Raw genomic sequence first — 21,493 nt, forward strand, 5'->3', positions numbered from 1 at the left:
GAAGGGGGTGGGGTCCGCCGCCCTGCGCGAGGGTTACTTGGCGGAGGCGTCGAGGGCAGCCAGGGCCTGCGCCCAGCGCGCGTACTTCAACTCGGCCAGTTCGGCGACGGTCGTGATGCCGAACGCCTCCTGGAGGAGTTCACCGTCCTTGTCCGAGACACCCTTCAGCGCGGAGATCGGTGCGGCGAGGATCTCCGGCAGACTCTTGTCCGCCCACGTCTTGTCCAGCACCTTGTCCAGGTCGATCGAAGCCACGACAGCCCTCCCAGGGAAACAACCAGTGGATGGTCCGGACGGCGTGGCCGCTGGGACGGCCCGTGACCCGTCGGGTAATGCGCTGCTCAAACCGGTGCGTGCCCTCCCGCCTTGCCCGTCGTCCGCAGGGCAGCCCGGAGCATCCGGACGCCCTCCGCGTCATCTACACGCTTGTAGAAGTATAGGGTTGCGCGGCCCGCGCGGACGGCATCCCGGCGGAACGTCCGAAAAGCATCCGCAGGAATGGCTGAAGCCGCCCCCACAGCTGTGGCCTGCCCCTTTCATGGGGAAGCCACGGCAGGACCGACCGCTCCCGCCGCTTCACCGGCGCGGAACCCAGGGGCTGTTCGGACTGTTCATGCACAGCTGGGGCCGTGCGTCACACGGCGTCCGTTCACGCCGTCGGCCCGTCGGGCCCATGGGAGGGGTCGCTCGATGCGTCCTTCTCCGCGGCCGCATCGTGAAAGGCGGCAACCGCTTCTCCGTTGGTTCGTGCCCAGTCGGTGAGCCTTCTGATGGGCTCTTCCAAGGTGTGCCCCAGCTCGGTCAGGCTGTACTCCACGCGTGGTGGCGCCTCGGCGTACGCACGTCGTTCGATGAGCCCGTTGTCCTGAAGACGGCGCAGCGTCTGCGTCAGTACTTTGCGTGAGACACCGCCGATGAGCTCGACCAGCTCGCCGTGTCGCAGGGGGCCGTCGGTCAAGGCGAAGAGCGTGACCACGGCCCATTTGCTGGAGATGATCTCGATGGCCAGGCGGGCGGGGCAGTCGGCGAGGAACACGGTTCCGGGGCGGAGGCTCACGCGCCGAAGGGTACCTTCAGGTACCTGACGGATGCCTAACGTCGAAGACATGCAGCACACCGCTCCAGCGGGCACCGAGGTCGAACTCGGTGTCTTCTCTCTCCGACATCGCGCAGCTCGACCTGTTGCGCAGGATCGCGCACGAGGACCGCATCGCGTGGGAGGGACGGTTCCGGCCGCCGTTGAACGGCGCCGCCATCGTTCCCCGCCTGGCCAGAGCTCTGCCGGTGCGGCTGGCCGTCGGAGGGTCGCCGGACGGCGCCCGGCGGGCCGGCACGCCTGGGGTTGCCGATGACGCCGGCGTATCTGGGAGGCAGTACCACCAGGGCCCAACCGACCGTCGATCTGCACTGACGGGCGGGGAACTGCTCGGCGCCAACCGATTCAGCCATGCCCGCGTGCAGCACAAGTCCACCTGTCAGTAGACCCACTTCCACTCCAAGGATCAGCCATGCCCCATCCGACCACCTACGTCCTCGTACACGGGGCCTGGCACGACGGGCGGTCCTGGAACCGCGTCGCGCCCCTGCTCACCGCCGAAGGCCACCGTGTCTTCGCGCCGTCCCTCACGGGCCACGGGGACAAGGCCGACCTGCTCGGCCCCGAGGTCGGCCTCACCACCCACACCGACGACGTCATCGGCCTCATCCTCGAACACGACCTGAACGACGTCGTCCTCGTCGGACACAGCTACGCGGGCCTGGTCATCTCCAACGTGGCCAACCGGGTTCCCGAGCGGATCTCCCGCCTGGTGTACCTCGACGCGATGGTGCCGACACACGGTGAGAACGCCATCGACGTCATGCCCCTCACACAGGCCCTGATCGACGGTGCCGCCGGCAGTGCCCAGCCCTGGCGCATTCCGCCTCTGCCGGAACTCGCCGCGCCGCTCGGCCTCTTCGGCGTCACCGACCCCGACGACATCTCCTGGCTCAAGAGCACGCTGACGGATGAGTCGGTGCTCTGCTTCCAGCAACCGGCCGAGATGGACGACCCCGCACAGGCGTCCATCCCACGGGCCCACATCCTGTGCGTCGGGAACGAGCCCGAGGGCGTCGCCCGGCGGCCCATCCCGAAGTTTCAGCCCAACGGCGAGCCGTCTCGCGTCCACACCCTGGACACCGGCCACGACGCCATGATCACCAAGCCCGCGGAACTCTGCGCCCTGCTGCTCGACAACTCCTGACCCGCGAAAGCGTCCGGGTCAGGTCAGCGGCTCTCCAGCCGATCGCTCTCTTCCAGCACCTGAGGTCTCACCATGTTCATCGCCTATGCCATCGTTGCCGCGCTCATGTCGGCGGTTCTCCTGGCTTCGGCCGGCGCCAAGTTCACCCGGCCGAAACGGCTCGTCGACCAGATGTCCACCATCGGCCTGCCGTACGGAGCGCTGCCGTTCCTGGGTGTCGCCCAGATAGCCGGCGCCGGCGGCCTCGTCATCGGGCTCTGGTGGGCACCGCTCGGAATCGCCGCCGCCGTCGCGCTGACGCTCTACTTCATCGGCGCGGTCGCCGCTCACCTGCGCGCCCGTGACTACACGGGGACACCCCCGGCAGCGGTCCTCACGGCTGTCGCCATCACGCTCGTCGCGCTGCGCGTCGCAACCATGTAGCAGGTCCTACTGACCTCTCCGAGATGTTGTCGGAACTGACGCGGCGGCCGCGGTATTTCCTTTGAGAGCTTGCGAGTTCGCCTCGCACGCCGCCGCGTCCGCCCAGGTGCCGATGCCGCCCAGTCACTCAATCACCCAGGGGCCGACGGCACCCTGCACACCGTCCTGCGCGACCCGGTGCTCCCCGGCACCAAGGGCACCAGCCATGTCAGCAGTTGTCTCCGGCTGTCTTGACGTGCTCCGCGTCGATCCGTGAGGTGACTCCGGTCTCGACGAGGGTGCGGGTGGCGTCGACGGAGGCGTAGATCCACAGGATGCGCATGGGCTCGGTGGCCGAGGCGTTGCGGAAGCGGTGGGGGGTGCCGGCGGCGACGTACGTGGTGTCGAAGCGGGTGACGTGGTGTTCGGTGCCGTCGATCTCCACGATGGCGTCGCCTTCGAGGATGGTCACGCTCTCCGGGCAGTTGTGGGTGTGCAGGGCGATGCCGGCGCCGCCCTCGAAAAGGGTCTGCCCGGAGAGGAAGACCTCGGCGCCGACGGCCCGGGTGACCAGCGGGACCGTGCGTGCGCCGCCGCCACGGCTGAAGGAGGTCAGCTCCCCCGGGCACAGGACTGCGGGAGGGAAGGAGGTGGAGCAGGGCTCGTCGGTGGGGTGTTCATGCACGATGTCTCTCCTGGTGAGGGGTGTCAGGCGCGGGGGGCATCCGCGCGGTGTCGGTTCTGTCGGACTCGCGCGTGCCTTCGGCGCCGATCTCGCGGCCGTAGCCGGACTCCTTGGTGGCACCGAAGGTCAGGCGCGGGCCCGCCCGTCGCTCAGGTGACGCTGATCGCGCCGGTGACCACCGCGAAGGCGATGTACGCGAAGGAGACCAGGACGCCCCAGCGCAGGGCGTGCTTCTGGAAGTCTCCCAGTTCCGCCTTGACGAGCCCGAGCAGAACCCACAGGGGCGCGCTGGTGGGGCCCATCATGTGCAGGATCTGCCCGATGGCGCCGGCCCTGGCGATCTCGTTGGCGGGGATGCCGTAGTGCGCGGCGGACTCGGCCAGGACGGGCACGACACCGAACCAGTACGCGTCGTTCGACATGAAGAACCCGAGCGGCAGCGCGAGGACGGCGGTGAAGAGCGGGATGACATTGCCCCAGCCCTCGGGAACGATCGACAGGGCCGCGTCCGCCATGGCCTTGATCATGCCGGAGTCGGTCATGATGCCGGTGAACACACCGGCGGCCAGGACCAGGATCATCACCGGGACCGCGTTGGCCGCCTGGCGCTTGATGAGGTCCTGCTGGTCGCCGATCTTGCGGATGTTGACCAGCAGGGCGATCACGAAGGCCACCATGAAGAGCACCAGGAGGTCGGCGACCTCCAGGATGAGCAGCGCCATGAGGAGCACGGTGAGGGCGGCGTTGAACCACATGCGCCAGTCGACCTCGACCGGCTCGAACGCCTCGCCGGAAGCGATCTCCAACTTGTAGGCGCTGAGCTTCTCGGGGTCGAGCTTGCCGCGTTCACGCAGGCCGAGCCAGTAGGCGACGGCGATGATGGCCAGGCTGGTGAGCGCCATGGGGGCGAGCATGTGGACGAAGTATTCGGTGGCGCTCAGATGCAGGACGCTGATGCCACGGGTGGCGGCGCCGCCCCAGGGCGTGGTGCCGGAGATGGTGCCCAGCGCCATCGCGGCGAGGGTGGCGAGAATGAGCGGGTTGATGCCGAGGCGCCGGTAGACGGGCAGGAACGCGGAGCAGACGATCATGTAGGTGGTGGTGCCGTCGCCGTCCAGGGCGACGCATAGGGACAGCACGGCGGTGCCGACGACGATGCGGACCGGGTCGCCTTTCGTGGCGCGCACGATGGCCTGGACGATCGGCTCGAAGAGCTTGACCTCCATCATCAGACCGAAGTAGAGGACGGCGAACAGCAGCAGGGCGGCGGTGGGCGCGACCGTGTCCAGACCGTTCATGATCATGTCGCCGAGCTTGGCGCCCTTGCCCGCGATCAGGGCCGCGGCGATGGGCGTGAGCATGATGGCGGTGAAGGCGGAGAGATACTTCCGCATGACGAGCAGCATGAAGCTGCCCAGTGTGGCGAAGCCGAGGACGGCGAGCATCGTTGCTCCTTGATGCAGGTGCGGAGGGCCGCCGGTGGGTCGGCGGCGCGGCGCGGGGCGGCGCAGGTCAGTGCGTGTCGGGTCGGACGGTGACCGACGGCGCACGTGAGGCCGTACTCGGCTCGTGCGTGGGGTCGGTCATGGTACGTGCGGCTCCTGTACGGCGGTTTCGAGACACACGGCCGCGGCGGGCATCGGCCCGCGGGCAGGTCAGGGGTGCGTTCGGGATGGCTGGGTCGTCCGGTGGCGGACGGGTGGTCGAGGAAGGGAAGGCGGCTCGCCCGACCTCCGGACAACCGGTTTACCGGATTGCCGGTAGGTAACTAGAATCCGGCCATCTCGTCAATACCGAAGTGAGGAATTCGATGGCCGAACTCGCCAGGATCACGGTCGAGCCGCGGGAACCGCTGGCCGCCGAGGTGTCCCGCCGACTGATCGACTACCTGATGTCAGGCGAGGTGCAGCCCGGTGACCGGATCCCGTCGGAGCGGCAGCTGACCGAGATGCTCGGGGTGAACCGGCCCACCGTGCGCGAGGCGATCAAGTCGCTCGGGTTCCTCGGACTGCTGGAGATCCGCCAGTCCAGCGGAACGTACTTCCGCGGCACCGACTCCGACGTGCTGTACCGGCTCTTCGAACTGGGCCTGATCCTCGGGGAACGGGGCGCCCGGGACATGGTGCAGGCCCGCGCTGAGCTGGAGGTGGTCGTCGCCGGCCTCGCCGCGCAGGCTCGCGACGAGGCGGGCGTGGAACTCCTGCGCGCACGGCTGGCGGCGATGCGCCAGTGCCCGGACGAGGAGTTCCCCGAGGCGGACACCGCCTTCCACGCCGCCCTGGGCGAGCTGTCGGGCAACGCAGTGCTGCGGGACATGCTCAAGGGCATGCGGGCGATGATCCAGCGGGGTTGGGTGGAGCGCACCGGAGCCGTCCGCTCCCGTGAAGTGGCCTACGCCGACCACGTACCGATCTTCGAAGCGGTCGTGGCGGGGGACGCGGAGGCGGCGCGCGCCGCGATGGCGCAGCACATGGACGGCGCGTCCCGTCGCCTGATGGAAGCCCTCGACCGGCGCGAGGCGTAGCCGGGCGCCGTGGGCCGTGAGGCGCCCCGCACCATGGGGCGCCTCGGATCCGGGACCTCGGGTCGCCGCCCGTGGGAGGGGCTGTGGCCGGCATCCCGGCCGTCACGTGGCGCTCCATGCCATCAACCGGTTGACCGGTTGACCGGTGCCGCCTACAGTGGCGGCGCGGCACCGCAACCACACGCTGCCGTCCCCCATCCCGGGCTCCTCCGCGTGTTCTCACGAGGCGTTCTCACGCCGTTCGGAACGGGCCCGCGGTCGGGACCCTTGCCGGTCCCCGCCTACCGGAAGAGGTAAGAACCCCGGTGAACGAACCCCGCCCCCTGGTCGCCATGATCCACGCCGTACCCGCCGCGCACCGCATCGCCGAAGAGGCGTTCGCACGGGAGTTTCCGCAGGCCACGGTCTGGAACGTGCTGGACGACCGCCTGCTGGACGACGCCCGTGACGCCGACGGGCTCACCGACGCGCTGCGCCGGCGCATGCTCCGCCTGATCGGACACGTGATGGACGGCGGCGCCCAGGGCCTGCTGCTGACCTGCTCCTCCTACGGGGAGGTGGTGGACACCGCCCGCGCCCTGTGGGACGCACCCGTCCTCAAGTCCGACGAGGCCATGTTCACCGCCGCGCTGACCGGTCCGTACCGGCGCATCGCCGTCGTCGCCTCCACGGCGCCCGCCGTACCGGCCGCCCTCGCCCAGCTCGAAGCGCTCGTCCCGGTGCTCCGCCCGGACCGCCCCGTGGACATCGTGACAGCTCTGAGCGAGGAGGCGGCCACCGCGCGCGGTCCCGAGGCGACCGCCCGGCACCTGGCCGACGCCCTGCACGCCACCGGGAGCACCGACGCCGACGTGGTGCTGCTGGCGCAGTACTCACTGACCCCGGCCCGCGATGCCCTGGCCGCCCTGCTGGGCGTACCCGTGCTCGACGGCGCCGGCGCCGCGGCCCGCGAACTGCGCGGTCGGCTCACCCGTGTCCCCGGCGCGGGACGGACGACCACCGCGGCGGTGTCACGATGACGGCACGTCTGCCCTGGCCGCTGGCCTACACCGTCTCCGGTGACGACTGTGCCGCCTTCATGCCCCTCGGCTACGCCGCACCCCTGGCCGAGGCGGTGGACCACCTCGCCGAACTGGGCTACGACGGTGTGGAACTGCAGGTCCGCGACAGCGGCGCCCACCACGCCGACGACCTCGTACGGACCGTCGAAGCCGCCGGGATGAAGATCCTGGGCGTCGGTACGGGCCCGGTCGCGGCCCACGACCGGCTGACGCTCACCGACCCCTCGCCGGACGTACGCCGTCACGCCCTGTTCCGTCTCCTCGGCGCGGCCCGGCTCGCCGGCGTGCTCGGTGTGCCGGTCACCCTCGGCCAGACCCGAGGCACCTTCCTGCCCGGTCTGGAGGACATGCAGCGCCTGTGGGCCGAGCGTGCCGTCCAGCATCTGGCCGAGGAAGCGACCCTGCACGGCAGCCGACTGCTGCTGGAGCCGCAGTCGCGGGCCAACACCTCGCTGTGGCACACCCCCGACGAGGCCCGCGCCCTCATCGACACGCTCGACAGCCCGGCCGGACTCGTGCTGGACACCCACCACCTCGACGCCGAGGGCATCGACGCGACCGAGGCCGTCGCACAGCACGCCTCGGTCACCGGGTGCGTGCAACTGGCGGCGCCCGGCACACGGGGCCCGCTCACCGTCGGCGATCCGCGGCTGCCCTCCCTGCTGCGGGCACTGCACACGGGTGGCTTCACCGGCTGGCTGACGCTCGAACACACCCAGAACGGTGACAGCCACCAGGCCGCGGCCCGCTCCTGGGCGGCACTGGACGACGCGGCCGCGACCCTGACATGACCTGACCTGACCGTCCGTGACCTCCCCGACGACCTGACTGCCCTGCTGCCCGCCCGTTCAGCCCTCCTGCCGCCAAGAGCAGCCCACCGAAAGAGGAACCCGCATCATGAGCACCACCATCTACCGTCTCGGCGTCCTTGAGGGCGACGGCATCGGCCCCGAGATCGTCCCGTCCTCCGTCGAGATCGCGACCGCCGCCGCACGGGCCGCGGGCGTCGAGGTCGACTGGGTGTCCCTGCCGCTCGGCGCCACCGCGATCGAGTCCCACGGCACCCCCGTCCCCGAGGAGACCAAGGAGGCCCTGGCCGGCCTCGACGGCTGGTACCTCGGCCCGCACGACTCCGTCGGCTACCCCGAGCCGCACAAGTCCGCGCTCAACCCCTCGGGCACACTGCGCAAGCACTTCCAGCTGTTCGCCAACATCCGCCCCGCCAAGTCGTTCCCCGGCGCCGAGTCGATCTGCGACAACGCCGACCTGGTCATCGTCCGCGAGAACACCGAGGGCTTCTACGCCGACCGCAACACCTTCGCCGGCACCGGTGAGTTCATGCCCACCCCGGACACCGCGATCATGCTGGGCATCATCACCCGCCAGGCCACCGAACGCGTCGCCCGCGTCGCCTTCGACCTGGCCCGCTCGCGCCGCAAGAAGCTGACCATCGTCCACAAGGCGAACGTGCTGAAGCTGACCACCGGCCTGTTCCGCACGGTGTGTCAGGACGTCGCCCAGGAGTACCCGGACGTGGCGGTGGACGACTTCCACATCGACGCCATGACCGTCCATCTGGTGCGCCGGGCCCAGGACTTCGACGTCATCGTCACCGAGAACATGTTCGGCGACATCCTCTCCGACCTGGCCGGTGAGATCTCCGGTTCGCTGGGCACCGCCCCGTCCATCAACTCCTCCGCCACCACCGCCATGGCACAGGCGTCCCACGGTTCCGCCCCCGACATCGCCGGGCAGAACATCGCCAACCCGGTCGCCATGATCCTCTCCGGCGCGATGCTGTTCGAGTGGCTCGCGGCCAAGCACGGGGACGAGCGGCTGTCCGTTGTCGCGAAGACCGTCGAGAAGGGGGTGGCCGACGCGATCGCCTCCGGCATCTCCACCCGGGACCTCGGTGGCTCCGCGTCCACCAGCGAGTTCACCACCGCGGTCGTCAAGGCCATCGGCGCCGGCCAGGACTGACCCCACCGCCTCGGGGCGGGCCGCCAGCGGTCGCCCGCCCCGGCTCCCGGTGTCCTGCCCGCCCCCTGTCCCACTCGGCCTGCCCGGAGTCCGTACAGTCCGCACGGTTCTCCGTCATGTGCGGTCCGGTGGAGGCCGGTCGCGCAGTTACCCGCGCCCCTGACGGGGCCCGCCCCCTGACAAGGCGTCCCTCTTGATACGGGCCGCCCGAGGAGAGAGCCCGACCATGACCCTGCGCATCGGCTGCATAGCCGACGACTTCACCGGCGGCACCGATGTCGCCGCGGCCTTCCGGCGGGCGGGCCTGCGCACCGCACTGGTTTTCGGCACCCCGGACGACACCACCGTGCTCCCGGCGGACTGCGACGCGGCCGTGGTCGCCCTCAAGTCCCGCTCCACCCCGGCCGACGAGGCCGTCGCCGACTCGCTGGCCGCCCAGCGCTGGCTGTGGGCCAAGGGCGCCGCCCAGGTCTACTTCAAGTACTGCTCCACCTTCGACTCCACCGCGAAGGGCAACATCGGCCCGGTCACCGACGCCCTCATGAACGCCGCCGGCGCCGCCGTCACCCTGCACTGCCCAGCCTCACCGCCCAACGGCCGTACGGTCTACCGGGGACACCTGTTCGTCCACGACCAGCTGCTGTCCGACTCGCCCCTGCGCCACCACCCGCTCAACCCGATGACGGACCCCGTGCTGGTACGCCTCCTGGCCGCGCAGACCCCCCACCAGGTGGCCCTCATCGACTGGCCCACCGTGCGCCAGGGGGTGGAGGCCGTCCGCGACGCGCTGGTGGCGCACCGGCAGGCCGGCGTCCGGCACGTCGTCGCGGACGCCCTCACCGACGACGACCTCGCCGTCCTGGGCGCCGCCGCACTCGAACTGCCCGTCGTGGCAGGGGCCGCGGGCCTGGCCGAGGGGCTCGGACACGCCTACCCCGCCGCCGCGACCGCCGCACCCGAACCGCTGCCGCGGGGAGGCCGGGCCGCCGTCCTGGCCGGCAGCTGCTCGGCCCGCACCCTGGAACAGATCGCCCAGTTCTACGCCGCCGACCTGCCCTCCCTGCACCTCGACGTCCTCGCCGCCGCCACCGGCCGCGATGTCACCGGAGAGGCGCTGGCCTGGTACGACGCACAGGACGGCGACCGGCCCGTCCTGATCTACGCCTCGGCGTCACCCGAGGAACTGGCCGCCGTGCAGGCCCAGCTGGGCGTGGCGGAAGCCGCCGCACAGGTCGAGGAACTGCTCGGGACACTCGCCTCCCACCTGGTCGACCGCGGCGTACGCCGACTGCTCGTCGCGGGCGGGGAGACCTCCGGCGCCGTCACCACCGCGCTCGGGGTCAGGGCCGTCCTCGTCGGCGAGGAAGCCGATCCCGGCGTGCCCTGGACCTATGCCACCACCGCAAGGGGCGACCTCGCTCTCATGCTCAAGTCCGGCAACTTCGGCGCCCCCGACCTGTTCACCCGCGCTCTCACGGAGACCAAGTGACCGCCTACGCCGACGAGTCGGCTGCCCGCGACCTCGTCGTCCGCACCGCGCGCTCCCTGTTCACCCGCGGTCTCACGCACGGTTCGACCGGCAACCTGTCCGTCCGCCTGGCCGACGGCAGTCTGCTGCTCACCCCCACCGGATCCAGCCTCGGCACCGTCGAAGCCGCCGAACTGTCCCGTACCGACCTGCACGGCGTCCATCTGGACGGCCCCCGACCCACGAAGGAAGCGTTCCTGCACGCCGTCTTCTACCGGGCCAGGCCCGGCGCACACGCGGTCGTCCACCTGCACTCCACCCATGCCGCCGCCGTCTCCTGCCTGAGCGACGTCGACCCGGCCGACGTGCTTCCGCCGCTCACCGCGTACTACGCCATGCGCGTCGGCGCCCTGCCGCTCCTCCCCTACCACGCCCCCGGCGACAGCAGCCTCGAACCACTGGCCGAGCGCACGGCCCGTACCCACCACGCCGTCCTCCTCGCCAACCACGGTCCCGTCGTCGCGGGTACGACCATGGAACAGGCCGCCGACGCGATCGAGGAACTGGAGGAGACCGCCAAACTGCACCTCCTCCTGAGGGGGCACACCACCCGTCCCCTCTCCCCCGGACAGGCTGCCGCGCTCGCACCCCCATCCTCCTGACGGCCGGATGAACCGCGAGCGCGGCAGCCCTCACAGTGAAGGAACTCCCATGACAGTCACCCCCGTCCCCACCGCCGACCTCGTCGACCAGTACGGCACCGAACTGCGCGTCTGCGACCTGCAGTTCCGTCAGTTCGGCGCCCACCGCGGCTTCGCCGGGCCCGTCCGCACCGTCTCCTGCCACGAGGACAACGGGCTGCTGCGCGACCTGCTGCGCTCCCCCGGCAACGGCCATGTCCTCGTCGTCGACGGGGGCGGATCCCTGCGCACCGCCCTGGTCGGCGACCTCATCGCCGGGGCCGCCCAGGACAACGGCTGGGCCGGCCTCGTCCTGCACGGAGCGGTGCGCGACAGTGTCGCCCTGTCCGGGCTCCGGCTCGGTGTCAAGGCACTCGGCACCATCCCCCGCAAGAGCAGCAAGGCCGGCGCCGGGACCGTCGACGTCCCCGTCACCTTCGGCGGTGTCACCTTCCACCCCGGCGACCTCCTGCACGCCGACGACGACGGCATCGCGCTCCTCCCGCGCACCGCGTAGACACCAGCGACAGCACACCTACGATCCGGGGCCCACGGCCCCAACCTCACGATTGGGTAGCCAGTGGTTCTGAAAACCTTCGGCTGGTCGTTCGCGGTCACCGCGCTCGGCCTGGTCGCAGCGGTTTTGATCGGCGGATGGACCGCGTTCGGGATCGTGCTGATCCTGTCCATCCTCGAAATCTCGCTGTCCTTCGACAACGCGGTGGTCAACGCCGGAATCCTCAAGAAGATGAGTGCCTTCTGGCAGAAGATCTTCCTCACCGTCGGCATCCTGATCGCCGTCTTCGGAATGCGGCTCGTCTTCCCCGTCGTGATCGTCGCGATCAGCGCCTCGCTCGGCCCCATCGAAGCGGTCGACCTCGCCCTGAACGACGCCGACCGCTACCAGGAACTGGTCACCGACGCCCACCCGTCGATCGCCGCCTTCGGCGGCATGTTCCTCCTGATGATCTTCCTCGACTTCATCTTCGAGGACCGGGACATCAAGTGGCTGGGCTGGCTGGAGCGCCCCCTCGCCAAGCTCGGCAAGGTCGACATGCTCTCCGCGTGCATCGCCCTGATCATCCTGCTCGTCACCGCACTGTTCCTGGCCCCGCAGGCCCACCTGCACGCCGGCTCCGCCGACAAGGCCGAGACCGTCCTGCTCTCCGGCGTCGCCGGCCTCATCACCTACCTCGTCGTCGGCGGCCTCTCCGGGTTCTTCGAGAACCGCCTCGAAGAGGCCGAGGAGCGCGAGCACGAGGCCGAGGAGGAGGCCAGGGCCAAGGGCAAGGAGATCTCCGCCGGCGCCCTCGTCGGCAAGGCCGCCTTCTTCATGTTCCTCTACCTCGAAGTCCTCGACGCGTCCTTCTCCTTCGACGGCGTCATCGGCGCGTTCGCCATCACCAACGACATCGTCCTGATGGCACTGGGCCTGGGCATCGGCGCCATGTACGTCCGATCGCTCACCGTCTACCTGGTCCGCCAGGGCACCCTCGACGACTACGTCTACCTGGAGCACGGCGCCCACTACGCCATCGGCGCCCTCGCCGGCATCCTCCTGATCACCATCCGCTTCGAGGTCAACGAGACCATCACCGGCCTCATCGGCGTCGTCCTCATCGCCTGGTCCTTCTGGTCCTCCGTCCGCCGCAACAAGGCGGACGGCACAACAACCGCCGCAGGGTGATCGGCACCGCGCACCCTAGGTCTGCCGAGTCATGTGGTCGGCGTGCGCGGAGGTCACGTCGTAGTGCCAGAACGGTCGGACGAGCAGCGCAGCGCCGAGGACGACGACGAGGCAGAGCAGTGAACTGCCGCTCCATGCGAGGCCGAGACCGGTGGCCGAGGCCATGACACCGGCCCGCAGGTCACCGAGGCGGGGCCCGCCCGCGACGACGACGGTGAAGACACCCTGCAGCCGACCGCGCAGGGCATCGGGTGAATAGGTCTGCAGGATCGTCTGGCGGTAGACCGCGCTGACCAGGTCCGCCGCCCCGGCCACGGCCAGCAGGACCACGGCGGCCAGGAGGTGGTGGACCGTGCCCGCGAGGGCGACGGCCGCCGACCAGACGACCACCGCGAGAGCCAGCGCCCGCCCCTGACGGCGTACCCGGCCGATCCATCCGCTGAAGAGCCCGGCTGCGACCGAGCCGATCGCGATGGCCGAGTACAGCAGGCCCGCTCCGCCGTGGAACCGCAGCTGGGCGGCTTCCGGGAAGAGGGCGGTCGGCATCGCCAGTGTCATGGCTGCGATGTCGACCGCGAAGGACATCCACAGCACAGGGGCGGCCGCGATGAAGCGCAGCCCGTCCAGGACCGGCCGCAGCCCGCCGGCGCGGATCGGCGCACCGGTCGGCTTGACCGGAGGGAGGCGGAAGGCCGAGTACAGCAGGAGCGAGAACAGCAGGGCGTCGGCGCCGTAGGCCCAGCAGTAGCCGTTCGGCAGGGAGATCAGGGCGCCGGCCACCAGCGGTCCGGCGACCTGCCCGACGTTGCCGGCGGTGAAGTACAAGGTGTTCGCGGCGGGCACCAAGGGGGTCGGGACGACCCGGGGGATGATCGCGCCGCGGGCCGCGGACGACATGGCGAACGCACCGGCCTGCACGGCCACGAGAACCAGGATCAGCGGTACCGATCGCAACGCCGCGACCGCCTGGAACAGCAGCGCCAGCGTCGTCCCCCAGGTGACGAACGCCGACGCCAGGTACAGCACGCGGCGGTCGAACCGGTCCGCGACGACGCCCCCGTACAGCCCGAACACCACGAGGGGCACAAGTCCGGCCAGTCCTGTCAGACCCACGGCCAGGGACGACTGCGACAGCGCGTAGACCTGCACGGGAATGGTGACTCCCGTGACCATGGTCCCGATGTACGCCGCGCTCTGCCCGATCAGCAGCCGTCGGAAGACGGGATGCGCCAGCGGACGGGTGTCGAGGGCGGCACCGCGCAGACCGGAGGCGACTCGCGCTTTCAACGAGTGCGGGGCAACGGAGGATCGGCGGTCCAGGGGCGGGGGCTGCGGCGTCGTGGGCATGGTCGTCACGCTCGCAGGGCCGTACGGCGTGTCGCTTCCGTTATTCTGCCGTCATATGTCGGAAAACGGTCAGGCAGCAGAGATGGACAGGGAGCCCAGGGATTCCACCCACGCACATCTCGCGGGTGAGGTCATCGGGCGCCATCAGCACGGCTATCACCAGCTCCTGTACGTCAGCGCCGGTGTCCTGGCGGTCCAGACGGGCGAGGCGTCCTGGGTGGCGTCGAGCGCCCGCGCCATGTGGATCCCGGCGGGGACCTGGCACCAGCACCGGGTGCACGGGCACAGTTCCGTGCACACCCTCGGTTTCCCCGTCCATGACGTCCTGCTCGACTCCGGGACGCCGGCCGTCGTGGCCGTGGACGCCCTGGTCCGCGAACTGATCATCGCGTGCAGTGAACCGTCCCTCCCCGTGCCGGAGGCCGACCGCCTCCGCGCCGTCCTGCGGGACCGGCTGCGGCGCGCGCTCATCGAGCCGCTGACGCTGCCCATCCCCGGCAACCCTCTCCTGCGGCAGGCCTGCGCGCTGGTGACCGACGACCTGGAACACCCGCGCACCGCGGTCTGGTTGGCGCAGCGCATCGGCGTGAGCGAACGCACCCTGGCCCGGCTGTTCAGGACCGAACTGGGCATGACGTACCCGCAGTGGAGAACCAATGTGCGGGTCTTCCACGCCATGGTGCTGCTGGCGGAGGGTGCGAACGTCAGCGAGGCGGGCCGGCGCTGCGGCTGGGCGACGACCAGCGCCTTCATCGACACGTTCAACCGCACCATGGGACAGACACCGGGCACGTACCGCACCGAATCCGGAGCGTGAGGCCCAGAAGACGAGGCACCGCCGTTCCTGTCCCCGCACACCAGCGTGGTGGTGACTTCCCGCCGGAACGGGCGCGGGCCAGAGGTCAGACGCGGAGGGAGAGTTCGCCCTGTGGCTTGTAGGTGGAGCCGCTCAGGAGTGGCAGGTTGAGGTAGCCGCTGTCGGGAGTCCGGACGTAGTCGAGGAACTCGCGGTCCTGGTTCTCGTTGTAGATCAGAGCGCCGGACCGCAGTTTCGGCTCGATCACCTTCAGGACGTCCAAGGAGACCTTCGGCTCCCAGCCGTCGATGAGAGCGAAATCGATGTCCTCCGGAGCGGCGGCGAGGGTCTCGCAGGCGTCGCCTTCGAAGAACGTCACATGGTCGGCGAGTCCGGCCCGCGCGATGTTCTCCCGCGCCTGCTCGACCTTCTCCGGCACGAGTTCGGCGGTGTACACCCGGCCTCCGCCGCCGTCCCGGACGGCTGCCGCCAGGAAAAGGGTGGAGAAGCCGAGGGAGGTGGCGAACTCCACCACGCGGCGCGCCCGTCCGTGCCGGATCAGCAGGTAGAGCTGGTCGCCCTGCTCCGGGCTGAGTGAGAACCCCGTACCGGCGTGGTGGCGCGGGTCGGGATGATGGGCGTACTCCTCCCAGTTGATGCGACGCTCCCGCTCGTAGAGCTCGTCGAGCACCCCGAGGACCCGCTCGTCCTTGATGAGCCGGCTGTGGAACGGCGGCCGCTCCACCCACATCGAGTCCGGTCGGCCGTCGGTGTCGGGTCGGGGGGTGTCTGCCACCACGCTGTTCCTCCTGAGATCGAAGTTAGCCCACCCTAACTTGTATGGCTCGACCTGGGACGTCAGCGCGTGCTCATGGTGTGTGGCCTGTCAGGTGTGCGTAGACGACGACGTTGTCCGCGTAGTGGTTACGGGCCTTGGAGTACGTGCCGCCGCAGGTGATGAGGCGCAGTCCGGCATGGTCGATGTTGCGGTAGACGTCGATGGTCGGGAACTTGTTCTTGGGGTACTGGGCCACGCGGTCGACCGCGAAGTGCGCGGTGGTGCCGTCCTGTCGGGCGACGTCGACGGTGTCGCCGCGTTCGAGGGTGGCGAGGTCGAAGAAGACGGCGCGGCTGCCGTTCCAGGTGACGTGACCGGCGATGACGGCGGGCCCCTCGGCGCCGGGGGTGGGGCCGGGCGTGTACCAGCCTGCTTTCGCCGGGTCCCGTGGTGTCTGCATGGCGCTCTTCCCGTCCAGCCCGAGGCGTTCCAGGCCGGACGACGCCTTGATCGCGGGGATGTTCACCCGCACGGGCGGGGAACTGGGCAGCGGCGTAACCCGGTTGGTCGCCACGTCGGACCGCGGGGCCCGCTGCCCCGGCGGCGAGGCTGCGGGTGACGTGGGTGCCGTGGGGCCGGACACGGCGGGCGGCGCGGGTTGTTGACGTACCGCGCCCAGTGCCAGCAGTGATCCGCCGACCACCAGCAGGGCCATGGCCGCGATCAGCACGGCTCCCCGCAGACCCCGGCGTACCGGGGCCTGCGGGGAGCCGTGGGCAGGATCGTCAGGCATCGGTGGGGTGTCGGGACCGTCCTGGGGCCTGCTCACCGCGGTCTCCTTCCGTTCGGCGTCCGACGGCCGCACTGCTGATGGGTGTCATCCCTCGCGGCGACCGCTCAGCGCCCGACGGCGTACGGCGAACAGGACTCCGGCGCTCAGCACCGCGGCACCACCGGCGGCCATCACACCGGGCGACTCGACGCCCTGGGTGCTTCCGGAACCGGTCTCGACGCCGCCGGACGGCATGGACCCCACGGACGCGCCCTGGAGCATGCCGCAGTCGGCGGGAGCCGTGGCCTCCTGGGGGAGCTTGGGGTCCAGCTCGCTCTTGCCCTTGCCGAAGTCGTACTTGCCGTTGCCGTTCGGGTCGATGCCGTGCTGGACGACGTGCAGGTCCTTGATGTGGTCGGCGACCTGCTGCGAGACGGTGATCGTGCGCTCGTAGGAGAGCTTGCCGTCCTTGTCGGCGGCCGGCATCCGGTCCACCGCCAGGCCGCTGTCCTTGGACGTGTCACCCTTGGTGGTCAGGGAGATGTTGATGTCGCCGTAGGCGGGCAGCCCCTCGGCCGTGGTGACGATTCCGTCGCCGTTCTTGTCGGCACTGGAGTCGGGGCAGTGGAAGTCGTGCCCCTTGGTGGAGCCATGTATGTGCTGGGCGTGGGGCTGGCCCGGGACCAGGCCGGACGCCTCGATCTTGACGGTCAGCTCGGTGCCGTCCAGCTGGAGCATGGCCGTTCCGTTCGCCCCGCTGTCGTTCAACTGCTTGAGGTCGACCTGGTAGCTGTGGCCCTCCGCCTGCGAGCCGTGGCCGTCGTGGGCGAACGCCGGGGTGGCCGCTGCGAGGGTGAGGGCGGCGGGCACCGCCAGGATCGTGGTCAGCTGCCGAATCCGCGTGTGCGTCATGAGGGAACATCCCTTCCGGACAGCCTGGTGACAGTCAGTCATCAGACCGCGAGCGATTGCTGTCACTCTGTGATCCGAGACCACTTCCGAAACGGATTGGTACGGATCTCAGCGACAGTCACCGCCGTCCCGGCAGCCCCGAGTCACATAGGCCTGGAAGATCCCCGCGGAGCGAGGCCGGAGTGCGAGCGCCCGTGGACTCCGACGCCATCCGCTACATCGTTGTGGCCGACCCGGAGGGAAAGAATTTCCGCTTGGGCTGAACGACGGGGAACGTCATCCCGGTGAGGTCCTCGGAGACGGCCCACAGCCGCTGCTGGACAGCTGCGTCGTACGACTCCGGGCTGGAGGTGACCAGGCGGGGGTGGCCCATGATCTCGTTGCGTCCGCCGGGACCGTAGTACTGGCCACCGAGCGCGGCGGGGTCGGTCGCGGCGCGCAGGGTCGGCAGCGCGCCCATCGCCGGTGTCTGGGTGATCAGCGGTGCGAACCAGGTGAGCGGGAGGCGAAGGGCCGCGGGGGTGTTGCGGGCGAGTTCGGTGCCGGACAGGCCGGGGTGCGCGGCCATCGCGACGGTGGTGCCGTGCGCGGCGAGTCGGCGCTGCAGCTCGTACGTGAACATCAGGTTGGCCAGTTTGGACTGACCGTAGGCGCCGACCCGGCTGTACGACCGCTCCCACTGCAGGTCGTCGAAGTGGATCGCGGCCCGGATGCGGTGGCCGGTGCTGCTGACCGTCACCACACGCGAGCCGGGCACCGGCAGCATCAGGTCCAGCAACAGCCCGGTGAGCGCGAAGTGGCCGAGGTGGTTGGTGCCGAACTGCATCTCGAAGCCGTCCCGGGTGGTCTGCTTCGGGGTGTACATCACGCCGGCGTTGTTGATCAGCAGGTCGATCCGGTCGAACCGGGACCGCAGTGCGGCCGCCGCAGTCCGGACGGAGTCGAGCGAGGTCAGGTCCAGCGCCTGCACGCTCACGTCGCCGGTCATGCGGGCCGCGGCCTGCTCGCCCTTCTCGGCGTTGCGCACGGCGAGCACCACGCTCGCCCCGCGCTCGGCGAGGGCCTTGGCGGTCTCGTACCCCAGTCCGGTGTTGGCTCCGGTCACCACGGCCACCCGCCCGCGCTGGTCCGGAATGTTCGCCGTCGTCCACTTGTCGCCCATGTCAGGCCCCTCACTCGCTAACGTACCGAAGGTATCTTGCACCGACGACATTAAAGTACTCTCGGTACGTTGTCAACGTACCGCAGGTACCTAAGTTAGGCTGGTGATCGTGACTTTCCAGCGGGCGCGAACCGAAGAGCAGCGGGAGATCCGCCGACGGGCGATCCTCGACATGGCGTCGGCGATGCTCGACGAGATGCCCGTGGCCGCGGTCACCCTCAACGAGCTGAGCCGCCGGGTGGGCCTGGCGAAGCCGAACGTGCTGCGCTACTTCGAGTCCCGCGAGGCGGTACTGCTGGAACTGCTGGACCACTTCCTCCAGGAGTGGCTGACGGAACTGGCAGGCGAGTTGGCCGCCGGCGTCGACGAAGATCGACCCATGGCCGAGCGGGCGGAAGCGGCTGCCGAGATCCTCAGCAGTTCACTCTCCGACCGAGTGGTGCTGTGCGACCTCTTCGGCGCACAGGGCACCGTCCTCGAACGCAACGTCTCCGTCGAGGTCGTGGCACGCTACAAGCGCGCCTCCCTGGACCGCCTGACCACCATGACCGCCCTGATCCAGAAGTACCTGCCGGAGCTGGGCGAGAGCGCGACGCTGTTCAGCCTGCAGACCATGGTGTTGGCCGGGGCCCTGTCCGCGTACAGCACACCCCCACCCAGCCTCCAGGCGGCCTACCAGGCCGAACCCGACCTGGCCCGCTTCCACTTGGAGCTGAAGGACTCCTTGAAGCTGGCCCTGACCGCAACGCTCCTGGGCGTGCTGCCGCGCAACTGACAGCTGAGCTGCGCCGGGGACGGACCATGGTGGACGCGGTCCGAGGTGAACGCGGGGTGAAGATGGTCTACCTGCTACTGGCCGCGACAGCGGTCGTGTCCATCGGGACAGCCGCCGTGACGGTACTGGTGCGTCGGCAGCGACACCGGACCGATTCCAGCGCTGAAGGCCGGCGCATCGAAGCGACGGCTACGAACGGCATACGCGATGCGCGCCGCCAAGCTCACGCCTATCAGTACTTCAACGACGGTGGCGGCATCAGCGCCCTGCGGGACCGTGACTCTCGCACATAGCGGCCGGCGGACCGGCACGATCGACACGGACCGCCGAAGCCACCCTCTTGCCAGGTCCCGATCTCGCCTACGTCACGGCTTGACCAGCGCGTCACGCGCTCCTCGCGCTCCCCGCTCCACTCTCGCTACTCGACAGGCTGGTGATCGATGAATGCGGTCAACGCGTCCACCGTCGCGTCGGGCTGCTCGTCGGGAATGAAGTGTCCGGCCTCCGGGATGAAGGCGCCGGTCACGTTCTCCGCCCACGGGCCGATGGACGCGGCCATGTCGGGGATCGAGCCGTGGGAGCTGGAGATTCCCAGGACCGGGACGGTCAAGTGCCCTCGTTCGAGGGCGTCATGGTTCTTGCGCGCCGATTCCGCGGCGTCGCGGTAGTAGGCGAGAGACGCCGAAAGACCTCCCTCGGCCGCGATGGCAGCGGCGTAATGGTCGATCTCGGCGCCGTCGAAGGTGTTCGGGGACAGTGTTTTGGCCTTCAAGAACCAGCCGACGTATTCACGTTCGCGGCCGGTGAGCAGGGTCTCGGGCAGTTCGGGCACCAGGTGGAAGGCGAAGTGCCAGGTCTTCCAGGCCCGTTCGGGGTCCGTCGGGATGGAGTCCGGGAGGGTGACTCCGGGAATGCCGGCGTCGAGCAGAGCGACACCATGCAGGCGCTCCTCGTACTTCAGGGCCAGCGAGAAGGCGACCCAGGCCCCGATGTCGTGGGCGACGAGCCAGTACTTCGGCACATTGATCGCATCCAACGCAGCCTGGACACGCGAGGCGACGGTGTGCGTGTCGTAGCTCCCTCGGGGGCGCTCCGAGTGGCCCTGCCCCGGCAGGTCGATCGCGATCACGTGGAATCGCTCGGCAAGGCCCGGCATCACCTTCCGCCAAGCCCACCAGGTCTGCGGGAATCCGGCGAGCAGGACGACGGTGGGACCGGCCGGCCGGCCGCCCTCCACCGCGTGCAGGCGGATTCCTTCCGCGTCGATCCAGCGGTGGGTGAAACCCGCGAGGTCGTACAGCGGCAACCCGGGGACCGGGTTCTGGTCGCAGGAGCGGTTCGAGGCTGTGGCGTCGTCGTTCATGCCTTGACCCTACTCCATCTTGAACTGATCAGTTCAAGATAGGATGGGCAGGGCCACAACAGCTGATCCAAGAACGAGGTGCGTGCGGGATGGCCGGGAAGAAGCAGTTCGACGTGGACATCGCGCTCGACGCGGCGATGGTCCAGTTCTGGCGGGCCGGATACGCCGACACGTCACTCGACGACCTCTCCAGGACGACCGGATTGAACCGCAGTTCCCTCTACTCCTCGTTCGGCGACAAGGACTCGCTCTACCTGCGCTGCCTGGACCGCTACGCCGCACGGTACGGAAACAGGTACGACCAGGCGCTTTCACGTGCGCCCGAGGAACCGCTCCAGGCGGTACGGGCGTTCTTCGAGGTCACCCTGCGACGCATCGCTGACCCTGAAGTACCTGACGGATGCCTGATCGCCCAGACCGCGATGGCGGGCCCGGTGCTCAGCCCCACCATCGCCGCACACGCGAGGGAAGCGCTCGGCTCTCAGCACGCGCGGCTGCGGAACGCCCTGAACGCCTCGCAGCTGGCCGAAGCCGACGCCGAGGCTTTCGCGGTCCACCTGACGGCGGTCAACCAGTCGCTGGCCGTGATGAGCAGGAGCAAGGCGAGCCAGGAGCAGCTCCGTACGGTCATCGACATCAGCATGAACGCGCTCTCGCAGGCCCTGCAGGCCAGGAGTTAGTTCTTGGTGGCCGCGCGGACTCCACGAGTGCATCAGGCTCTTTTCCTCCCTCGCCTCCAGCCCTGGGTCGAGGCGAGTTCTTGCAGGACTGATGCAGTCACGTTCTGGTCGTCAATGAGTGCTCCAGTGACACACACTGCCCCACCCCGCACGGTGGATGGCGCGTTGACCGGTAACA

25 protein-coding genes are annotated in these 21,493 nt (G+C 69.7%); 15 read left to right on the plus strand and 10 right to left on the minus strand.

The genetic code is table 11. The features are described from left to right. Positions 1-33: 33 nt before the first annotated feature. Together J8N05_RS41765 and J8N05_RS41770 are read right to left on the minus strand one after the other, a co-directional pair. Positions 34-255 (minus strand): hypothetical protein, encoded by a 222-nt coding sequence (locus J8N05_RS41765; protein ID WP_210892524.1) that lies wholly within the window; start codon positions 253-255, stop codon positions 34-36. 394 nt (positions 256-649) lie between these two features. Beyond that, positions 650-1,108 carry a winged helix-turn-helix transcriptional regulator gene (locus tag J8N05_RS41770; protein ID WP_210892526.1) on the minus strand — a complete coding sequence of 153 codons (459 nt, stop codon included), beginning with the start codon at positions 1,106-1,108 and terminating at the stop codon, positions 650-652. A 38-nt stretch (positions 1,109-1,146) separates the two neighbouring features. Here J8N05_RS41770 and J8N05_RS41775 point away from each other — a divergent pair, with 38 nt between their 5' ends. The 3 genes from J8N05_RS41775 to J8N05_RS41785 all read left to right on the plus strand — a co-directional run bounded on the left by J8N05_RS41775 (position 1,147) and on the right by J8N05_RS41785 (position 2,666). Then, positions 1,147-1,482, plus strand: a complete 336-nt coding sequence (locus tag J8N05_RS41775) for a hypothetical protein (protein ID WP_210892528.1) — start codon at positions 1,147-1,149, stop codon at positions 1,480-1,482. 26 nt (positions 1,483-1,508) lie between these two features. Further along, complete coding sequence (locus J8N05_RS41780; protein WP_210892530.1) at positions 1,509-2,243, plus strand: alpha/beta fold hydrolase; 735 nt, start codon at positions 1,509-1,511, stop codon at positions 2,241-2,243. 72 nt (positions 2,244-2,315) lie between these two features. Further along, positions 2,316-2,666: a DoxX family protein gene (locus tag J8N05_RS41785; RefSeq protein ID WP_210892532.1), complete on the plus strand. Its 351-nt coding sequence runs from the start codon at positions 2,316-2,318 to the stop codon at positions 2,664-2,666. Positions 2,667-2,874: 208 nt separating this feature from the next. On the opposite strand, the gene J8N05_RS41790 is transcribed toward J8N05_RS41785, so the two are convergent. Both J8N05_RS41790 and J8N05_RS41795 read right to left on the minus strand, forming a co-directional pair. After that, complete coding sequence (locus J8N05_RS41790; protein ID WP_247706903.1) at positions 2,875-3,330, minus strand: cupin domain-containing protein; 456 nt, start codon at positions 3,328-3,330, stop codon at positions 2,875-2,877. 149 nt (positions 3,331-3,479) lie between these two features. After that, positions 3,480-4,775, minus strand: coding sequence for a CitMHS family transporter (locus J8N05_RS41795; RefSeq protein ID WP_210892534.1), 1,296 nt, complete (start codon positions 4,773-4,775; stop codon positions 3,480-3,482). A gap of 365 nt (positions 4,776-5,140) precedes the next feature. Here J8N05_RS41795 and J8N05_RS41800 point away from each other — a divergent pair, with 365 nt between their 5' ends. The 8 genes from J8N05_RS41800 (at position 5,141) to J8N05_RS41835 (ending at position 12,730) form a co-directional block, all read left to right on the plus strand. Beyond that, positions 5,141-5,854: a FadR/GntR family transcriptional regulator gene (locus J8N05_RS41800; RefSeq protein ID WP_210892536.1), complete on the plus strand. Its 714-nt coding sequence runs from the start codon at positions 5,141-5,143 to the stop codon at positions 5,852-5,854. 305 nt (positions 5,855-6,159) lie between these two features. Next, positions 6,160-6,873: an aspartate/glutamate racemase family protein gene (locus J8N05_RS41805; RefSeq protein WP_210892539.1), complete on the plus strand. Its 714-nt coding sequence runs from the start codon at positions 6,160-6,162 to the stop codon at positions 6,871-6,873. After that, entirely contained in the window at positions 6,870-7,706 is an 837-nt protein-coding gene (locus J8N05_RS41810; protein ID WP_247706904.1) for a sugar phosphate isomerase/epimerase family protein, read from the plus strand. The genes J8N05_RS41805 and J8N05_RS41810 overlap by 4 nt, the downstream gene beginning before the upstream one ends. 106 nt (positions 7,707-7,812) lie before the next feature. Continuing rightward, positions 7,813-8,895 carry an isocitrate/isopropylmalate dehydrogenase family protein gene (locus J8N05_RS41815; protein ID WP_210892541.1) on the plus strand — a complete coding sequence of 361 codons (1,083 nt, stop codon included), beginning with the start codon at positions 7,813-7,815 and terminating at the stop codon, positions 8,893-8,895. 226 nt (positions 8,896-9,121) lie between these two features. Then, positions 9,122-10,384, plus strand: coding sequence for a 3-oxo-tetronate kinase (gene otnK, locus J8N05_RS41820; protein WP_210892543.1), 1,263 nt, complete (start codon positions 9,122-9,124; stop codon positions 10,382-10,384). Beyond that, positions 10,381-11,025, plus strand: coding sequence for a 3-oxo-tetronate 4-phosphate decarboxylase (otnC, locus tag J8N05_RS41825; RefSeq protein WP_210892544.1), 645 nt, complete (start codon positions 10,381-10,383; stop codon positions 11,023-11,025). The genes otnK and otnC overlap by 4 nt, the downstream gene beginning before the upstream one ends. Positions 11,026-11,074: 49 nt before the next feature. Beyond that, complete coding sequence (rraA, locus tag J8N05_RS41830; protein ID WP_210892547.1) at positions 11,075-11,560, plus strand: ribonuclease E activity regulator RraA; 486 nt, start codon at positions 11,075-11,077, stop codon at positions 11,558-11,560. A 63-nt stretch (positions 11,561-11,623) separates the two neighbouring features. Continuing rightward, positions 11,624-12,730 (plus strand): DUF475 domain-containing protein, encoded by a 1,107-nt coding sequence (locus J8N05_RS41835; protein ID WP_210892549.1) that lies wholly within the window; start codon positions 11,624-11,626, stop codon positions 12,728-12,730. A gap of 15 nt (positions 12,731-12,745) precedes the next feature. On the opposite strand, the gene J8N05_RS41840 is transcribed toward J8N05_RS41835, so the two are convergent. Next, positions 12,746-14,077: an MFS transporter gene (locus J8N05_RS41840; RefSeq protein WP_210892550.1), complete on the minus strand. Its 1,332-nt coding sequence runs from the start codon at positions 14,075-14,077 to the stop codon at positions 12,746-12,748. Positions 14,078-14,132: 55 nt separating this feature from the next. Between J8N05_RS41840 and J8N05_RS41845 the strand changes: the two genes are divergently transcribed. Further along, positions 14,133-14,894 (plus strand): helix-turn-helix transcriptional regulator, encoded by a 762-nt coding sequence (locus J8N05_RS41845; protein WP_247706905.1) that lies wholly within the window; start codon positions 14,133-14,135, stop codon positions 14,892-14,894. Between the two features lie 85 nt (positions 14,895-14,979). Here J8N05_RS41845 and J8N05_RS41850 read toward each other — a convergent pair whose 3' ends face one another. The 4 genes from J8N05_RS41850 to J8N05_RS41865 all read right to left on the minus strand — a co-directional run bounded on the left by J8N05_RS41850 (position 14,980) and on the right by J8N05_RS41865 (position 18,497). Continuing rightward, positions 14,980-15,669 carry an O-methyltransferase gene (locus tag J8N05_RS41850; protein ID WP_210892552.1) on the minus strand — a complete coding sequence of 230 codons (690 nt, stop codon included), beginning with the start codon at positions 15,667-15,669 and terminating at the stop codon, positions 14,980-14,982. 73 nt (positions 15,670-15,742) lie between these two features. After that, the gene (locus tag J8N05_RS41855; protein ID WP_308287090.1) at positions 15,743-16,480 is read right to left on the minus strand and encodes a class F sortase; all 738 of its coding nucleotides are present in this window, start codon (positions 16,478-16,480) and stop codon (positions 15,743-15,745) included. A 48-nt stretch (positions 16,481-16,528) separates the two neighbouring features. Then, positions 16,529-17,335 carry a hypothetical protein gene (locus tag J8N05_RS41860; RefSeq protein WP_210892554.1) on the minus strand — a complete coding sequence of 269 codons (807 nt, stop codon included), beginning with the start codon at positions 17,333-17,335 and terminating at the stop codon, positions 16,529-16,531. 214 nt (positions 17,336-17,549) lie between these two features. Then, positions 17,550-18,497 (minus strand): SDR family NAD(P)-dependent oxidoreductase, encoded by a 948-nt coding sequence (locus J8N05_RS41865; RefSeq protein WP_210892557.1) that lies wholly within the window; start codon positions 18,495-18,497, stop codon positions 17,550-17,552. A 109-nt stretch (positions 18,498-18,606) separates the two neighbouring features. Here J8N05_RS41865 and J8N05_RS41870 point away from each other — a divergent pair, with 109 nt between their 5' ends. Further along, positions 18,607-19,272 carry a TetR/AcrR family transcriptional regulator gene (locus J8N05_RS41870; RefSeq protein ID WP_210892559.1) on the plus strand — a complete coding sequence of 222 codons (666 nt, stop codon included), beginning with the start codon at positions 18,607-18,609 and terminating at the stop codon, positions 19,270-19,272. Between the two features lie 56 nt (positions 19,273-19,328). Next, the gene (locus J8N05_RS41875; RefSeq protein WP_210892561.1) at positions 19,329-19,565 is read left to right on the plus strand and encodes a hypothetical protein; all 237 of its coding nucleotides are present in this window, start codon (positions 19,329-19,331) and stop codon (positions 19,563-19,565) included. A 125-nt stretch (positions 19,566-19,690) separates the two neighbouring features. On the opposite strand, the gene J8N05_RS41880 is transcribed toward J8N05_RS41875, so the two are convergent. Then, a complete protein-coding gene (locus tag J8N05_RS41880) occupies positions 19,691-20,635 on the minus strand; it encodes an alpha/beta fold hydrolase (RefSeq protein WP_210892563.1) in 945 nt (314 codons plus the stop codon). 89 nt (positions 20,636-20,724) lie between these two features. Here J8N05_RS41880 and J8N05_RS41885 point away from each other — a divergent pair, with 89 nt between their 5' ends. Next, positions 20,725-21,315, plus strand: coding sequence for a TetR/AcrR family transcriptional regulator (locus J8N05_RS41885; protein WP_210892565.1), 591 nt, complete (start codon positions 20,725-20,727; stop codon positions 21,313-21,315). Positions 21,316-21,493: the final 178 nt, after the last annotated feature.

The organism is Streptomyces liliiviolaceus (genome assembly GCF_018070025.1).
Taxonomy (GTDB): Bacteria; Actinomycetota; Actinomycetes; order Streptomycetales; family Streptomycetaceae; genus Streptomyces; species Streptomyces liliiviolaceus.

Bases quoted from the DNA above. Each gene is read 5' to 3' on its own strand.
- J8N05_RS41770 (WP_210892526.1), bottom strand. From the start codon at position 1,108: ATGTCTTCGACGTTAGGCATCCGTCAGGTACCTGAAGGTACCCTTCGG.
- J8N05_RS41780 (WP_210892530.1), top strand. From the start codon at position 1,509: ATGCCCCATCCGACCACCTACGTCCTCGTACACGGGGCCTGGCACGAC.
- J8N05_RS41785 (WP_210892532.1), top strand. From the start codon at position 2,316: ATGTTCATCGCCTATGCCATCGTTGCCGCGCTCATGTCGGCGGTTCTC.
- J8N05_RS41795 (WP_210892534.1), bottom strand. From the start codon at position 4,775: ATGCTCGCCGTCCTCGGCTTCGCCACACTGGGCAGCTTCATGCTGCTC.
- J8N05_RS41800 (WP_210892536.1), top strand. From the start codon at position 5,141: ATGGCCGAACTCGCCAGGATCACGGTCGAGCCGCGGGAACCGCTGGCC.
- J8N05_RS41810 (WP_247706904.1), top strand. From the start codon at position 6,870: ATGACGGCACGTCTGCCCTGGCCGCTGGCCTACACCGTCTCCGGTGAC.
- J8N05_RS41815 (WP_210892541.1), top strand. From the start codon at position 7,813: ATGAGCACCACCATCTACCGTCTCGGCGTCCTTGAGGGCGACGGCATC.
- otnK (WP_210892543.1), top strand. From the start codon at position 9,122: ATGACCCTGCGCATCGGCTGCATAGCCGACGACTTCACCGGCGGCACC.
- rraA (WP_210892547.1), top strand. From the start codon at position 11,075: ATGACAGTCACCCCCGTCCCCACCGCCGACCTCGTCGACCAGTACGGC.
- J8N05_RS41840 (WP_210892550.1), bottom strand. From the start codon at position 14,077: ATGCCCACGACGCCGCAGCCCCCGCCCCTGGACCGCCGATCCTCCGTT.
- J8N05_RS41845 (WP_247706905.1), top strand. From the start codon at position 14,133: ATGTCGGAAAACGGTCAGGCAGCAGAGATGGACAGGGAGCCCAGGGAT.
- J8N05_RS41860 (WP_210892554.1), bottom strand. From the start codon at position 17,335: ATGACGCACACGCGGATTCGGCAGCTGACCACGATCCTGGCGGTGCCC.
- J8N05_RS41865 (WP_210892557.1), bottom strand. From the start codon at position 18,497: ATGGGCGACAAGTGGACGACGGCGAACATTCCGGACCAGCGCGGGCGG.
- J8N05_RS41880 (WP_210892563.1), bottom strand. From the start codon at position 20,635: ATGAACGACGACGCCACAGCCTCGAACCGCTCCTGCGACCAGAACCCG.
- J8N05_RS41885 (WP_210892565.1), top strand. From the start codon at position 20,725: ATGGCCGGGAAGAAGCAGTTCGACGTGGACATCGCGCTCGACGCGGCG.